Annotated in this window: 15 protein-coding genes and 1 pseudogene; 12 read left to right on the plus strand and 4 right to left on the minus strand. The window is 39.7% G+C overall.

Translation table 11 applies throughout. The annotated features are described in order from the left end of the window. The first annotated feature begins 267 nt into the window (after positions 1–267). Positions 268–2,220, plus strand: a complete 1,953-nt coding sequence (locus CA598_RS28940) for an AraC family transcriptional regulator (protein ID WP_179283791.1) — start codon at positions 268–270, stop codon at positions 2,218–2,220. 129 nt (positions 2,221–2,349) lie between these two features. Here the strand turns inward: CA598_RS28940 and CA598_RS28945 are convergent, their stop codons facing one another. The 4 genes from CA598_RS28945 to CA598_RS28960 form a co-directional block, all read right to left on the minus strand. Then, complete coding sequence (locus tag CA598_RS28945; RefSeq protein WP_094878714.1) at positions 2,350–3,519, minus strand: DUF4179 domain-containing protein; 1,170 nt, start codon at positions 3,517–3,519, stop codon at positions 2,350–2,352. Then, positions 3,506–4,039, minus strand: coding sequence for an RNA polymerase sigma factor (locus CA598_RS28950; RefSeq protein WP_094878715.1), 534 nt, complete (start codon positions 4,037–4,039; stop codon positions 3,506–3,508). Before CA598_RS28950 ends, CA598_RS28945 begins: the two co-directional genes overlap by 14 nt. 289 nt (positions 4,040–4,328) lie before the next feature. Then, a complete protein-coding gene (locus CA598_RS28955; RefSeq protein ID WP_094878716.1) occupies positions 4,329–5,366 on the minus strand; it encodes a helix-turn-helix domain-containing protein in 1,038 nt (345 codons plus the stop codon). 220 nt (positions 5,367–5,586) lie between these two features. Continuing rightward, positions 5,587–6,141, minus strand: a complete 555-nt coding sequence (locus CA598_RS28960; protein WP_094878717.1) for a TetR/AcrR family transcriptional regulator C-terminal domain-containing protein — start codon at positions 6,139–6,141, stop codon at positions 5,587–5,589. A 165-nt stretch (positions 6,142–6,306) separates the two neighbouring features. Here CA598_RS28960 and CA598_RS28965 point away from each other — a divergent pair, with 165 nt between their 5' ends. The 11 genes and pseudogenes from CA598_RS28965 to CA598_RS29015 all read left to right on the plus strand — a co-directional run. After that, the gene (locus CA598_RS28965; protein ID WP_094878718.1) at positions 6,307–7,227 is read left to right on the plus strand and encodes an alpha/beta hydrolase; all 921 of its coding nucleotides are present in this window, start codon (positions 6,307–6,309) and stop codon (positions 7,225–7,227) included. 438 nt (positions 7,228–7,665) lie between these two features. Continuing rightward, positions 7,666–8,001, plus strand: a complete 336-nt coding sequence (locus CA598_RS28970; RefSeq protein ID WP_094878726.1) for an ArsR/SmtB family transcription factor — start codon at positions 7,666–7,668, stop codon at positions 7,999–8,001. A 16-nt stretch (positions 8,002–8,017) separates the two neighbouring features. Next, positions 8,018–9,016 carry an NADP-dependent oxidoreductase gene (locus CA598_RS28975; RefSeq protein ID WP_094878719.1) on the plus strand — a complete coding sequence of 333 codons (999 nt, stop codon included), beginning with the start codon at positions 8,018–8,020 and terminating at the stop codon, positions 9,014–9,016. A 156-nt stretch (positions 9,017–9,172) separates the two neighbouring features. After that, entirely contained in the window at positions 9,173–9,817 is a 645-nt protein-coding gene (locus CA598_RS28980; protein WP_094878720.1) for a hypothetical protein, read from the plus strand. Positions 9,818–9,955: 138 nt separating this feature from the next. Further along, complete coding sequence (locus CA598_RS28985) at positions 9,956–10,513, plus strand: RNA polymerase sigma factor (protein WP_094878721.1); 558 nt, start codon at positions 9,956–9,958, stop codon at positions 10,511–10,513. Further along, positions 10,510–11,463 (plus strand): hypothetical protein, encoded by a 954-nt coding sequence (locus CA598_RS28990; RefSeq protein ID WP_094878722.1) that lies wholly within the window; start codon positions 10,510–10,512, stop codon positions 11,461–11,463. Before CA598_RS28985 ends, CA598_RS28990 begins: the two co-directional genes overlap by 4 nt. A gap of 215 nt (positions 11,464–11,678) precedes the next feature. Further along, on the plus strand, positions 11,679–12,614 hold the full coding sequence (locus CA598_RS28995; RefSeq protein WP_094878723.1) for a LytTR family transcriptional regulator DNA-binding domain-containing protein: 936 nt from the start codon (positions 11,679–11,681) through the stop codon (positions 12,612–12,614). Positions 12,615–12,718: 104 nt separating this feature from the next. Beyond that, positions 12,719–13,564 (plus strand): ABC transporter ATP-binding protein, encoded by an 846-nt coding sequence (locus CA598_RS29000; RefSeq protein ID WP_094878724.1) that lies wholly within the window; start codon positions 12,719–12,721, stop codon positions 13,562–13,564. Then, positions 13,561–14,271 carry an ABC transporter permease gene (locus tag CA598_RS29005; protein ID WP_094872792.1) on the plus strand — a complete coding sequence of 237 codons (711 nt, stop codon included), beginning with the start codon at positions 13,561–13,563 and terminating at the stop codon, positions 14,269–14,271. Before CA598_RS29000 ends, CA598_RS29005 begins: the two co-directional genes overlap by 4 nt. A gap of 139 nt (positions 14,272–14,410) precedes the next feature. After that, a complete protein-coding gene (locus tag CA598_RS29010; RefSeq protein WP_094878725.1) occupies positions 14,411–14,854 on the plus strand; it encodes a hypothetical protein in 444 nt (147 codons plus the stop codon). A 195-nt stretch (positions 14,855–15,049) separates the two neighbouring features. Continuing rightward, positions 15,050–15,268, plus strand: a pseudogene (locus tag CA598_RS29015) (hypothetical protein); the annotation flags it as partial.

A 15,268-nucleotide genomic window follows, 5' to 3' on the forward strand; every position in this document is an offset into this window, starting at 1 on the left:
GTACGGTATAAATCCCGTAGAAAAGAGCTGGAGTAGCTAGCGTAGTGAAATGTACGGTATAAATCCCGCAGATAAGAGCTGAGGTAGCTATGACTATATCGACTTGGTTGGAGACTCTCCGGGGGCGTCAGATTTGATCTATTAAAATTGGTTTGACTAGTCACCAATCATTTGACAATGATAATGGTTATCGTTTACGATTTTGGCTTGTATAGGGATTTGCAGCTGCAAAGGATTAGCAAGCTATTGGACTTGGGAGGATTAACAGTGAATTGGGAAGAATACATCCAGATATGGGACACTTCATGGATTCAACTGGTGGATATTCGCCAACATGTGATACGCAGAGAGAGTAAGCAGCAACATGTACTCCCAGCTAGTAGTTTTATATTTGTCGTGCGTGGACAAGGTACGATCTGGTTGGATGGTAATCGACATCCATTAGAACGATTCTTTGTTTTACATGCGGGAAAAGGAAGTAACATCAAGTTCGAGGTTGGACATGAGGATGTAACCTACTATTACATTTTATATAGAGGTACTATTTCTACTAAAGCTAGTAAAACATTATTGAAATCCTATCATATAAGTAACCCTTTTCATCTGCAATACACATGTAAACCTATTTCTCCGGTTGTTTTATATCGTCATGCGGAATCGATGTATGAGGAATGGAATCGCAGACCGGCTATGGAACGGTTCCAAGCGAAAATCCATTTCTATCAGTTCGTATATACTCTTGCACAGCAGTTACAGCTTCAGGGAGTTGCCCTCAAAGAAACAGATTTAGTTGAACAGATCATTCAATACATTCACAAACATTATAATGAGCCTATTTCACTTGAATCTATGGCCGAAGAATGGAATTATAGCATTCAGTATTTATCGAGGCAGTTCAAACGCCGGACAGGGAGAAGTCCCATTGAATATGTAATTCAGACGAGGATGGCTAAAGCGAAAGAGATATTGATTCAGACCGATGCTACCGTACAGGAGATTGCTGTAAGCGTAGGTTATAGTGATGTCTTTTATTTTACACGTCTGTTTAAAAAGCAGGTCGGGGCGACGCCCGTTCAATACAAAAATAAGGTGAAGACAGGTTTGATCGTTTCAGATAGTCCATGGCAAGAGTTCTTATCCTCCATGGGCAAAGATTCCTCTTCTTGTTATATTGATTATGATAATCATTATCAATATAAACTTGAAGGAGATAAACAGATGTTTAAGGGGACCGAAACGAAAATAGGATTAACGCTAATGCTTGTGTTTACACTGTTACTTTCAGCTTGTGGAAATGGGAGCACTAGCCGTAATAGCAATCAGATAGTAGAACCGACACAGAGTACGCCTTCCAATCAAGCCATTGAAAATACGGGTTTACGGAAAATAACAACAGTCATGGGGGATGTTAATGTTCCAGCCAATCCCCAACGTGTTGTAGTTGATTGGGATTTGGGGCCAGTCTTAGCAGTTGGGGTAATACCGGTTGGAGCATCAAATACACAATTGGAGTATTCTCAGTTTCTCAAACCTTTCTTAGATGAGACAGTACAGGATATAGGGGCAGAAGGAAGTATTTCTTTTGAGAAAGTATTAGAGCTAGCGCCAGACATCATCATAACCTGGAATAAAGATGCTTATAGTAACTATTCTAAGATCGCACCGACCGTATTATTTGATACAAGTAAATACGCAACGATTCAAGAAGAGATTACAGCTATGGGAGAAATCCTTGATCGAGAAGAAGAGGCTAAACAGTTTGTGGCAGGTTTCGAAAAACGTAAAATAGCCGCCCGCGAAAAAATTAAAAATGCCATTGCAAAAGATGCAACTATTTCTATCGTAGATTATATCACGGTAGAGAAATTTTTAATGGTCATTGGTAATCAGGGGGAGAGAGGCGGCAGAGCTACTTACGATATTTTGGGTATGAAACCTACTCCAAAAGTTCAAAGTGAAATCATTGATAAGGAAATGAGCCGTGTTGAAGTTTCTTGGGAAACCGTAAATGATTATGTAGGCGACTATGTCATTGTCCTTACTGTGAAAGACAAACAGCCGCCTAAGTTACCAGCAACATGGAAAATGTTAGATGCAGTTAAAAATAATCGAGTGATTGAGATTGATATGGAGAAATATTTTGCAGCAGATTCCTACTCCTCCTTGTTACAAGCGGAAGATATTGCCGACAAAATATCGAAGCTGGCTTCATCTAAATAACCTTATTGGAATTGAATCTATCTGAATTCATTTAAATATCAAGACAAAAGACGAAGCCAATTATGGCTTCGTCTTTTGTAGGTTTACACACCCTTTTATTCCTGGAGTATTAGGTCCTTTTTACAAATGCTATTGCACCGAAAGTACAGTCTCCAGCTCAGGAATATATTCCTTGACCATATTGTTGTCTTCCCACAGTCCTGTAGTCCCAGCTGGGGCTTGACCTTCGGAAACGACTAAGTACGGTTTGATGGTTATGGTACTCGGTATAGTCTTGAAGGGCTCAAAACGAACATTATAAGATTCGCTTAAGGGGTGAGCACCGATGTGCTTCAGTTGAACACCACGTTCATCCACAATGTCAAACTGAAGAGCGATGACGCTTCCGTTAGCACCCTTATATTTCGAAGGGACAGAAGCAAGCATTTCTTCTTTGCTCTGGCCCGGTTTGGTTGTGTACTCAATGGATAACTGCGTTGTGATTGGGGTGATTTCCACCTTACTAATCTGCAAGTTAATGTTATCGTGATGCTTGGTCTCCTCTGAAGTTAGTGCGGTAACGGGCGTTGATTTTGTGACAGGCAGAACGAATTCGAACGGGGCATCGTAGCCTTTTAACGTTACATTTACAGTCAAGTCAAACTGATCAGGGAACTGGACAGTCTGTGTTGTCGTGCTCGGCTCATAATAAGTGTCCAAAACCTGAACCATTATGCTGGAAGCAGTCTCACCGTCCATGTGTTCGTAACTCCAGAGCAGAGGTTGGCCTTTATAGAGAACCTCAAACTTATCCACCGCTCCCTTATTGGCATCTGAAGGCGGCGAATTGGGCTCCGAAGCCAGACGGTTTCCAGGAGTGGTTATGTTCATAAGAATCCGGGTCCCGTCAAATAACAACGTTGGAATATTCATAGTAACATTGCCATGGGTCACGCTTTGGTTTACGTTTGTGATGAAATCCTCGGCTTGTTGAACACCGGGATCTCCGTTGTTTTCGCCCCATAAAGAATAGATTTGTCCCAGAACCGGAATTTGCTTGAGTGCATCAGCCATTGCGGGCGATACAAAGCCGGAAGCAAGGACTGTAACTCCAAGAATTGCAGCGGCTGCAGTGGAAATCCACCATCTATTAAAAGATTTTGATACATTTTTCTTTTTCTGAACGTGGGAATTGGAATTATCGGTTTCCCTGATGATTTGGTAAGTCTCATTCAGCTTGGAGCGGGCAATATCCGATAACTGATCGGGAAGTAGGCTTTGGCAGCTCTTTAATTGTTCTTCTAACTTAGTGTTTACCATGTCGCAACTCCATTTCTTGAATGAATTGAGATGAATGCTTTAGCTTTTTGCGGGCGCGATGCAGCCGGGTCTTCACGGCTACCGTAGAAATTTCGAGAATGTCGGAAATTTGACTGATCGGCATGTCTTGTAGGTAATGAAGGTGAATGACAATCCGTAGATTCTCCTCAAGATGTTGAACGGCATCCCATATTTCGATTTTCTCATAATCCTTTGAAATGGAAGGGACTTCGGGAAGCTCTCCATAAGGGAGGGCTCTTGAATTGTTTTTGAGCATTTTATTGCATTCATTAATCAGAATCCGGAAGATCCACGTTTTGAAAAAAGCGGGCTCTCTGAGTGTATGGATGGACTTAAAGGCTTTAAGCATCGTCTCTTGCAGGGCATCTGCACAATCTTCTTCTTTGTTGACGATGGACCTTGCAGTTCTATATAAAGGTAACTCTATCTCCTGCATCAACTGCACGAATGCTTCTGGGTCCCCAGCTTTGGCTTTGACGACAATAGGATTAATATGCAAAGATTTACCTGCTTTCTTGACTAAAAGTCTTAGGATGTTCGTAACGTTACTTAAATATTAGATCGGGTAGGTAGCTAGAAGGTTACAACGAAAATTAAACCTAAGATATCCGGGGACTGCACCGCTTGGGCAAATCAGCCCACACGGGATTCTCCAAGCATTCTAGGTTCACACAATAATGTAGTATCTGGTGGGACGGTTTTGCTTACTGAAAGCAAAAGCCCCCTCCGCCGTTTTAGCGGAAAGGGCCAGTCGTCCATGTTATTTGGTATTTTTATGAATGTTAGGTTTAATTATTCAACATTATCTTTAAATTTTCTATTTCTCTCTTATAAAAATCAACGGTCTTACCCTCTGTGACTCTCCAGTCCCTTTCTAGTAGCTCAATTATTTCGTGATGCTTTTCAATAGATTTATCATATTCCCCTTTTATTATATATATATGAGAAATGGCTTCAAATGCATCTGTATACTTTGGACTTGGCTGTAGTTCGTAACCTTTGGAATAGTATTCTATGGCTTCGTCGTACCTGCAAAGTTTAGCCATACAGTCTCCTCTGGAGGACCATGCAAGCCAATCGTCAGGATACAAATCAGTCATTTGCTCCCAGAGAGCCAGCGCCTGAGAAAGGTCGCCCTCTTCCTTACATATCAGTCCTCCATATTTTTGATATAAGTGACCAGGATGGATTTGGTTCAATTGTTCCAGAATTTCTTTTGCTTCAATACATCTGCCATCTGCGATTAAGTAGTTCATGAGCCATGCATAAGCCTGCCAGTAATCCGGGTGATTCGGCACGAAATTCTTATAATACGCAATGAGTTTATGGTGATTTGAGTAGTTCCAATCAAAAATGATTCCATTCTCCGCATCTCGCAAGGCATTATGATTACTTTTGCTGTCCGGAGCTAGTAGCAGTGCATCCTTGGCATAATGGGAAGCCAATTCACGGTGCTCATCTGAACGATGAATGTGTAACTGAGCTAGCAAGGTGAGGGATGGGGATTTTTTTTGCGCATCATTTAGTTTTCCTTTTAAAAATTGTTCAGCATAGTTAAAATCGTCTTCGGATATAAAATGTTCAGTACTAATCATATTTCCAATTCGTTCTATATGGGTATCATCGGTTAATGCAAATAATTCATCAATTGTAACACCAAAAATCACGGATAAATCAGGAAGAATTTGAATATCAGGCATGGTTACATTATTTTCCCACTTAGATACTGCTTGGGATGACAGATTCAGTTTTGCTGCTAGTTCTTCCTGAGTCATTTCTTTTAGTAAACGAAGTGTCTTTATTTTTTTTCCTATCTCAACATTCATTTGGATAACCTCCAATTTGTATCATTTCGACTAGTCAATTGCAGTATAACTTTTTGTATAAAATATCCACAATGACTGCTTGGTTAAATGAATTAACCTATCAGGTTACCTTGGGAGGACGTTGGTTTAATTAATAAGAAGGGCCATCCGTCAAAGGATGGCCCTAAAACTTACCGATATAGACAGTGCGGTGAATCGTATCATAAGTTTCATCAGCCTACTAACGTGAGGCCATCGCGATATTCTGCTCCAGTAATTCGCCCACTTGTTTTGCTGTATCTTCTGTGCTGGCTTTTAATTGATTCAATACAAAGGATTCTACAATGCCTAAAACAGCCATACCTAAAAACTTTAAAAGGATTTCTGCCTCTTTTTCAGGGTTGATTTTAGTTATTTTTAGATTGAGTTGATGCATGATAAATTGCAGAAGCTGTTTTCGAAATGAGACGGTGCTTTCACTTGCAAACAAAGCTGCAAAGAAAGCTTTATGTTCCTCAAAATAATTGAACCAAATCACGGTACCCTCGATAAAACCCTTCTCTTTTTTTTGCTCACAAATGACTCCTAATTCCTCTAATTGTTTATTCACGATAGTATCCAGCAAATCATATTTATCGACATAATGCAGATAAAACGTCTTTCTGCTAATGTCGGCTTTTTCAGTGATCGCTTTAACTGTAATTTTATCAAATCCATCTTCAAGCAGCATGGTTAAAAAAGTCGATTGAATTACTTTTTGCGATTTTATGATTCTTCGATCTATTGGATTGTTCATGAGAAAACTCCTTTTTAATATACACATTTGAAAGAATGTGTATTACTACATGAAAACAAAGATGTGGTCATTGAAAGCATTATAGTCCTAATGTATTTTAAATATACACGGGTGTAATAAAACACTCAAGTGTATTATATTAAATCATTCATTAGGAGGCCACATATGTTAGTTATTAAAAAGAAAGTTAAATTTATGGCGCATGGATTAAAAGTTGCAGGTATTCTAAATGTGCCAGAAAATGCTGAAAATAAGAAACATAACCCCGCAATCGTTTGTGTTCATCCAGGAAGTAGCTGTAAAGACCAAACTGCAGGTATCTATGCGGAGAAGCTTGCTGAACTTGGATATGTGACGATTGTATTTGATGCATCATATCAAGGTGAAAGCGAAGGTGACCCCCGATATATTGAAGTTCCGGCTGCGCGTGTTGAAGATATTCGTTGTGCCGTAGATTACCTGACTACACTTGATTTTGTTGATGAGAACCGTATTGGTGTATTAGGTGTTTGTGCCGGAGGGGGTTATGCTGTAAATGCTGCAATGACAGAGCGTCGTATACAAGCAGTTGGCACTGTCGTTGGAGCTAATATCGGGCGTGTACAACGTGAAAGCGGAGATCCAATTAAAGCTTTGGAGGCCATTAGTCAACAACGTACTGCGGAAGCTCGTGGAGCTGAGCCAATGATAGTGAATTGGATTCCTAGCAATCAAGCGGAAAGAGAGAAGGCAGGTATAACAGATATAGATATTGTGGAAGCTGTCGATTATTATACAACGCCTAGAGGGCAAAGCTCTAACTCTCCAAATAAATTGAAATATACCAGTTTAGATTCAGTCCTAGGTTTTGATGCTTTCCATTTCGTTGAAGAGTTGCTAACACAACCTTTGCAAATTATTGTAGGTGATAAACAAGGTGCATTTGGTTCTTACAAAGATGGTCATGAACTGTACAATAGAGCCGCGTCAACGAAAAAGGACTTGTTCATTCTTGAAAATGTAAGTCATTATGACTTATACGATCAACCAGAACCAGTTAGACTAGCTGTTGAAAAACTGAATGCCTTTTATAAAGAAAACCTTTAAAAATACAGCTGCATCCGAAAATTGAAGTACGAATTGATATAGCGTCAAGCTTACATTGGAGGAACTTCCCTAATCGATTTGTGGAGCAGATCGGCTTTACTTTGAACTGCCATTTATAGAATAACTCAAAAATTATCGCCGTTCATGTTCCCTATTGGGAGTCGGACGGCGATTTTTCATAAGCCAATCAATCCATGCGATAAGCTTAATTACCAGTACTTCAAGTGCAGGCAGCTTACTCAACGTCAATTGTTCTTGATACGATTTTAGATGTTTCGACAATTCTGCTTTGAGGGTTAGGAATAAGAAAATGTAAAAAATTTACTTGTGATCTCGATTTTCTTTCCCAAGGTTGCAGAGCATATTTTGTTATGACATACTCGTCAGCAAATGGTTCACTAAGTTAAACGATTGAACGAGACGAAAGCGGTGAGAATCATTAATAAGCAGCAACAAGTCGAAGTCATCAAAGATGATTTCAAGCTGTGCCAGAAGGTCTTTTTAGCTATTGGTAATGAGACAAGACAATCCATTATTACAGTACTTATGGAGACTACCTGTACGAACGGATTACGCGTAGGTGAGATTACTGAAAAAACACATCTTTCACGGCCAGCGGTCTCCCATCATCTAGGAATCTTAAGAGAAGCCGGAATTATAATGGTGAGGAAAGAAGGCTCTAAAAATTATTATTTTATGGACGTTAGAACAAAATTAGGCGTGTTAAAAAATCTTATAAACCATCTCGATGAATTTATGGAACAATATTACTAGAAATGGAGGTTTCTTGATGAAAGCGATGATCATTGAAAAATACGGGAAAAGTCCTCTTCTAATGGCAGACATTCCAATACCATCAGGGGGTGATTATGATGTATTGGCAGAAATCCATGCGGCGAGTATTAATCCTATCGATTTCAAGGTGCGGGATGGCAAAACTCGTATGCTGTTGAAATACGATATGCCGCTTGTGTTAGGAAATGATTTCTCAGGGATAGTCACCAAAGTAGGAAACAAAGTAACTAACTTCAAAATAGGCGATGCAATATACGGACGGCCAAGAAAAAATAGAATTGGAACCTTCGCAGAATATATTTCCATATATGAGGACGATATAGCCTTAAAGCCTCAAAACCTTTCCTTTGAGGAGGCGGCGTCAATCCCATTAGTCGGGCTTACATCCTATCAAGCATTACATGATATATTACAGCTATCGGCAGGGCAAAAGGTATTGATTCAAGCTGGTTCGGGCGGCGTTGGGACCTTTGCTATCCAGCTTGCCAAAGCGATGGGAGTTTATGTGGCTACAACTACTAGCAATGCTGGAGCTAATCTGGTCAAATCTCTTGGGGCTGATCAAATAATTAATTATAAAACAGAACAATTTGATAAAGTCTTACAAAATTATGATGGAGTATTCGATACGATTGGCGGCGAGACCTTAGAAAAGGCTTTTAAAATAGTCAAACCAGGCGGACAAATTGTATCGGTTTCTGGGCTGCCCAATGCACGCTTCGGAATTGAATATGGGTCTGGATTTATAAAAACGAGTCTTTTTCGATTGGTTACCCGTAAGCTAACGAAATTAGAAAAGCAATATAATGTAAAATACAGATTTTTGTTCATGAAACCTAGCGGCAGACAACTGGAGATCATTTCGGAGCTTATAGAAGCAGGGAAAATAAAGCCTGTAATTGATCAAATATTTTCTTTTGAAGAAGCTCAAAAGGCGATGGAGTATTCCGAATCGGGCCGGGCAAAAGGAAAGATCGTATTAAAGATAAAGTGATAGGAAATTTAACCCCACTAGTAGAATATAACTACTTGTGTCAAGAAAGGAGAACTTCTATGTGTTTTCACTGTTATAGGAAGATAAGAATCCGCCACCTCCCCGAAACCAACGTGTTAAAGTAAGATACTACACAAATCAAATGGGGTGTACCGGATGAAGATAAATAATAATTATTTGAAGGAACGATTAAAACATGTTTACTGGCTTAATGGGGGGCCTTGTGCTGGGAAGACGACCATGACCAAGAAATTTGTAGAGGTACTTGGCTTTCAAAAATTGGGGGATGATGTCTTAAAATACAGACCATTCACTAGTCCTGTTGAATACCCTGCCCTTCAATTTCCTAATCCTGATTTGGATTGGAATAAGTGGTTCAATAAACCGGTAGATGAGCACTGCCAGTGGTTATTTCAAATTGTCGAAGAGATGATGGACTTCTTTATCATTGATTTGTTAACAATGTCTAATGACAAACCAATAATAATTGATCTGGGAATAATGCCTGAGCGTATACTACCGTTTATCCCGGAAGAGAGAATGATTTGTTTTTATACGTCCGACGATGAGATAGAGAAATTATATTACTTCAGAGAAGATCATAAGATGATTTTAGATTGTATTAACGCCTACACGATAAATCCAGAAGAAACGATTAAACACGGGAACAAATCTATGGTTAAGTTCTCCAATGAGATTAAGACTGCTTGTACTAAAATGGGGATCAAGACCGTTGAAAGAATACCAAGTATGAGCGTGGAAGAACAATTTAGGTTAGTTAGAGAACATTTTGGATTGTAGAGATGACCCAAAGGCAGACCCCTTCCTTGTTTAGGAGGGGGTTGTCTTTATATATTGGTGTAAATTTTTAATATAAGTGCAACGTATTCTAAGAATTTTCTACTATATAGATAAGAGTGTTTAAAAGGAGAATAACGGATGGAAGACAAAGGAATAATCCACCTATACATACAGCGTTCACAGCAAGCTATTTTAGAGACTAAAAATAAATATGGGGCTTACTGCAGGGTGATTGCAAGAAACATTATTTCAAATTTCTCGGATATTGAAGAATGTGAGAACGATACATACTTAGCAGCATGGAATGCGATACCGCCTAATCTGCCTAGGAATTTTTCGGTATTTTTAGGGAGGATCACCCGTAATATTGCGCTTGATAAGTATGGTTATAATACAGCGAAAAAGCGTAGTCGTGAGTTTGAAGTCATTCTAACGGAACTAGAAGAATGTCTAGCTTCGCCTGATACTGTAGAAACAGAGTATGAAGAAGGTGAGATCGCAAACTTAATAAATCAATTTTTATATGGCATAGATGAGCAAGCAAGAAACATATTTATTGGAAGGTACTGGTATTCCTATTCAATAGATGAGCTTTCTATGAGATTTAATATGGGTAGTAGTAAAGTGAAATCTATATTATTTAGGACAAGAAATAAACTTCGAGTTCATCTCGACAAAGAGGGGGTTAACCTATGAAAAAAGAAGATTTATTTAAGGAGATCGGACTCATTGATGAGAACTTAATTGAAGCGGCTGGGCACAATGGAACAGAGAAAAGGAAAAAAGGAATTTCAAAAAAGTGGGTTGTTTTGGTTGCCTGTCTTGTCCTATATAGTTCAACTGCGTCAGCTTTATTAGCGACAGAATATTATAAAAATCAAAATTCAGAGCCTTATATACGTTATTTAAAAGCTGAAGATATGGAGTTACAGCCTGCTACTAAATATGATGCGGAAAAATTTCTACATGCTTTAAAAAGTGATAATAATGAATATGTATATATTGCTATTAATAGGCTGGTAGAAACCTTTAATAATTCCACGTTGAGAGTAAAAGCGTTGAAAGAACTTCAGCCATTTTTAAAAAATGAGAATCAAAAAATCGCCGATGCAGCTGCTTTTGCTGTAGATATTTTATCGAAAAGTTATAAAAGCCCTTATATTGTTAAGTTAGCAGACGGAAGTATGATATTTACGTTGTTTAATAACTATTCGGACTATGGAAGTCAAAATGTCATTTGGAGAATAAAAGATAATAAGCTTAATGCGTATTTTAGTTTTTCAACACCCTCTATGTATATTAAAAAAATGATTCCTTCACCCAATCATAAGTTAGTTGCGATCGTAACATGCTCTAATAAAAGTGATTTCATTCAAATTAGCAATATTGAAGAGGGAATGATAAGTCCCGAATTAATAGAATCTGCAAGAGTCAAATATGGTGCACAAAAAGAAATAGATACATGGATTCGCACAGATCACGAGAATTATAGCAATGCAGATAACCTAGTGTGGAAAGATAATGATACTCTAGAATTCGAGGGTTCTCTTGCCTACAAGAATACTGAGATTATTGAAAATGTTACTGTAAAGTATCAGTTTAGTAAAAAGATAATAGAAGTAAAAGAACTTAATAAGGCTAGATGAGAACATGCTCCGGCAATAAAAGAATTGACATGCATCATCATTGGCAGATGATCTAAATATGATTTCTGACACTTCTCATTGAGAAGTGTTTTTTTCCGTCGTTCTTTATACTTGTGTTGTTAACAGTAAGTATTTTCAGTAGAAACTGACAAAAAAGTATCCGAACATTATAATTGTTATAAATATCCTATAGTAGCTCTGACCAGGGGGACGGCATGCAATTTCAACCAATATATTTTGATGGGGAATTACTTCTACCGAAGATCGAATTAAACATGACAGAGAACCAATCGATTGGCATTATAACAGATTTGAAGCGAAAGCAGCTATTAATGAATCAATTATTGAATCATTCCCACTATTATTTATTTCAAGCTGGGCAAAACGAGTATATGCATTTAACGGTGGAAGAGCTGATTCATTTTCTAATCAAAGTAACGGAGAGGAATGAGCGTGTCGCTCTGTTACTAGATTATTTTGCTTTAAAAGAAGAACGGAAGGTAAGGATCAAGGACCTAAGCTCTTCGAAAAGGACGTATGTGACATTGCTGCGTGTCTTTTTTGCGCATCAGCCTACACTTGTACTGGAGGAACCCTATTTTTACTTAGAGGAGCAAGATCGTCGTCAATTTAAACGGATACTAGATGACCTTTCGAAAGAAAAGGAGATTTTAATTTTAACTTCGAATTTAGAGGATGCCATTATTTCGTGTGACGCCATTTATCGATTGAACGAACTTGAATGTCATCCATTGGATATTCGGGACTCAGAAGAGGATAAGCAGGAAGTACAGAAACAAGATGAAGCCAATATAACCTTGCAGAAGATATCTACCAAAAGAAATGACAAAGTGATTTTATTTAATCCGCCTGAAATTGATTTTATAGAAAGTATAGAGGGATCGATCCTTGTTCATGTGGGTGGGGAAAATTACGACTGTGCTTTGACTCTAACCGAGCTGGAGCGGAGATTGTTAAATTTCGGTTTTTTCAGGTGTCATCGATCCTACATCGTTAATCTGCAAAAAGTTAGAGAGATTATTACATGGACGAAGAATAGTTACAGCTTGCGTTTGAATACAGGTAAAGATGCCGTGGTGCCGTTATCTCGTTCAAAATTACAGGAGCTAAAAGCACTTCTTAACATTTAAAGGGTACCATTCAAGCGGTAATAGCTACATTTCGGCGGGTTTTGATGGCTGCAAGTATGTAATCTCTATATATTTAGGTCATCAATGCTAAGGAAGTGGTATTTGTGAATGTTATCCAGGTAGAACATATTCGAAAGAGATTTGGAAATAAGGATGCGTTAGCAGATGTGTCATTTTCCATTCCGAAAGGGGAGATTTTTGGTTTCCTCGGTCCGAGTGGTTCAGGAAAAACGACCTTAATTAAAATTTTAACGGCGCAATTAAATCCGACAAGTGGACAGGCAAATATATTTAACCAGCCAGCGGAGAGGATGCAGCAGTCTGCACAGAAGATGCGCTTTGGAATTCTGACGGATAATAGTGGTCTTTATGAGAGATTATCCATTGAGGAAAATCTAGAGCTGTATTGTCAGTTGTATGATCTTTCCAGATCTGCGGTCGATAAGGTGCTGCAGTTTGTGAACTTAAGCGGAGAGCGCAAAAAGAAGGTTAAACTCCTATCGAAAGGGATGAGACAGCGCGTTCTGCTGGCCTGCGCAATAATCCATGAGCCAGAATTATTATTCTTAGATGAACCTACTTCGGCTTTAGACCCGGTAAACTCAGCGCATATTTATAAAGGCTTACGCTACTTAAATAAGAAGGGGACAACGATTTTTCTGACTACGCATGATATGGCTGAAGCAGAATTGATGTGCAACCGCGTAGCGATTCTGTATCAAGGGCAAATCCAAACGATCGGCTCACCGAAGGAGCTTAAACGACAGCATCGAGAAAACATAATTTCTGTTGACTTAATCAATGGGGAAACTTACGAGCTCCCGATCGATGAGGGAACGGCTGATCAAATAACGGATTGGATGAGACGAGGGCTAATTGACCGGTTAGAAACGAAAGAGCCAAGTCTGGGTGATATTTTTATTAAAATGACAGGAAGTGAGCTATTATGAGTATCTCATTAAAACGTGCCCAGGCGATTTTTGTGAAGGATTACAAAGAGTTTTCACGCAATTATGGGATCTCCATTATGTTAATTTTGCCTATTATGTTTGCCGTTCTTTTTCGAAGCGCAGGCGCGTCTTTGCCTGGAGCCAGCGGTTTCCTTTATAATACCTCGTTTGTATTACTAACATGTTTCGCACAAGCCTGCTTGATTGCGGAAGAAAAGGAGCGTAACACCTTACGGTCATTAATGATGACTCCGGCCACGACCCTTGATGTTCTAATTGGTAAAAGCTCTTTAGTCTTTGTTATGTCTGTAGTTGTTCTGGCTATAGCTACGTTTATATTTGGCTATAAGCCAGCCAGCATATGGGCATTTGTGGCAACAATCTTTCTTTCGATTATTCTATATACAGCAGCCGGGACGATATGTGGTTTATTCTCCAAGACGCTGCTTGATGCTTCTTTATCCATACTTCCTGTAGCGTTCATATTCACTGGGGCACCATGGGGGGCATTTCTAGAGAATGATTATCCGATCCTCAAAGTGCTGGATTACATGCCAAGCAGTCAGCTTGTGCATTTGCTAGGGATAAGCAATACAGGCTATACGACGGGAGATTTATTAAAACCCCTGCTTATTACTTTGGCATGGACGGTTGTATTAACAGTAGTATCTGTCATTTTGTATCAACGGCGGTTGAAGGACGAGTAAGGGAGCTGTGTAGGGACTTTAGCCAGCCTTCGGTGGGTCTTTGGTAGGGTCGAAACCAATGGCCGACTGTGACTATACGACGATTATTTTCCAATTGAGGCTGTGATGTTGTCATGATGAGGCCTGGTGGGTAATAAAGATGATTAGATCTTCGAAATTGGCTGAATTTGGAATGGGATCCAAGGAAACGGAGGGGAAAATCATGGCGGCACTGACAGTAGCAGGCATCAGTCCGTTACAGGCCATTGCGGCCTACGGCGGTACACAGAGTGATGTCAGTTCCCTGGAGAAACAGCGGAACCGGCTGATGATGGAACTGGATAAAGTGAATGCAGTACAAGGAAGTGAGATGCAGACTCCCTATCGCCGGGAGCAGCTTCAGCGGCAAATCCGGCTGCTGGAGTCCCAACTCGTACAGAAAAGCGGGAGTAGCACCTCCGTAAATTTTGTACCGGCTTCTCCGCTTCAAGATCACCTCCCCCTCTGGCGGAATGAGTGGAAGGGAGGCCTCAAGGGCATCGGTCTGACCGATCCCCGGACAGCGACGGTGAACTCGGAGGGCCATTTCGACGTGTTAATTTAGGCAAGCCAGCGAAGGTGCGAAAAGTGTCCGGTGATGAACCGGCTTTTTCGCACGTGGCTACAACCAAGGAATACCCCGGAATTTTAACGAAACTAGATGTTCCTGCAGCAACATAGGCTGTATTCGAAGCCGTTGGACCTGTTGACCTGTATTAATATGGCTGAGCTATATTTACGAAACATTGAGGTCCAGTATGTGCAAGACATTCTGCAACACGCTGTAGTTCAGAAATTATATTTGGAAGAGGAGGAGAATGACGGGTTCTGGGACGGCTCCAAATGCTACAGCTTCCGTCAAGCACATACGGACGAGGTCGGAGACCTTCTACCTGGTCAGATTGAAATTAAGACTCCGGATGGAGTGTATTATTTTTATACACTGGGCAATGGAACTTATGTTTCCCGGTATTATCAG

The sequence above is a fragment of the Paenibacillus sp. VTT E-133291 genome, from assembly GCF_002264395.1.
In the GTDB taxonomy this organism is placed as follows: domain Bacteria; phylum Bacillota; class Bacilli; order Paenibacillales; family Paenibacillaceae; genus Paenibacillus_AQ; species Paenibacillus_AQ nitricinens.

Coding starts and splice junctions, on each gene's coding strand:
- CA598_RS28980 (WP_094878720.1), top strand. CDS start 9,173: ATGAAGATAAATAATAATTATTTGAAGGAACGATTAAAACATGTTTAC.
- CA598_RS28990 (WP_094878722.1), top strand. CDS start 10,510: ATGAAAAAAGAAGATTTATTTAAGGAGATCGGACTCATTGATGAGAAC.
- CA598_RS29010 (WP_094878725.1), top strand. CDS start 14,411: ATGATTAGATCTTCGAAATTGGCTGAATTTGGAATGGGATCCAAGGAA.
- CA598_RS28995 (WP_094878723.1), top strand. CDS start 11,679: ATGCAATTTCAACCAATATATTTTGATGGGGAATTACTTCTACCGAAG.
- CA598_RS29005 (WP_094872792.1), top strand. CDS start 13,561: ATGAGTATCTCATTAAAACGTGCCCAGGCGATTTTTGTGAAGGATTAC.
- CA598_RS28965 (WP_094878718.1), top strand. CDS start 6,307: ATGTTAGTTATTAAAAAGAAAGTTAAATTTATGGCGCATGGATTAAAA.
- CA598_RS28945 (WP_094878714.1), bottom strand. CDS start 3,519: ATGGTAAACACTAAGTTAGAAGAACAATTAAAGAGCTGCCAAAGCCTA.
- CA598_RS28955 (WP_094878716.1), bottom strand. CDS start 5,366: ATGAATGTTGAGATAGGAAAAAAAATAAAGACACTTCGTTTACTAAAA.
- CA598_RS28985 (WP_094878721.1), top strand. CDS start 9,956: ATGGAAGACAAAGGAATAATCCACCTATACATACAGCGTTCACAGCAA.
- CA598_RS28960 (WP_094878717.1), bottom strand. CDS start 6,141: ATGAACAATCCAATAGATCGAAGAATCATAAAATCGCAAAAAGTAATT.
- CA598_RS28975 (WP_094878719.1), top strand. CDS start 8,018: ATGAAAGCGATGATCATTGAAAAATACGGGAAAAGTCCTCTTCTAATG.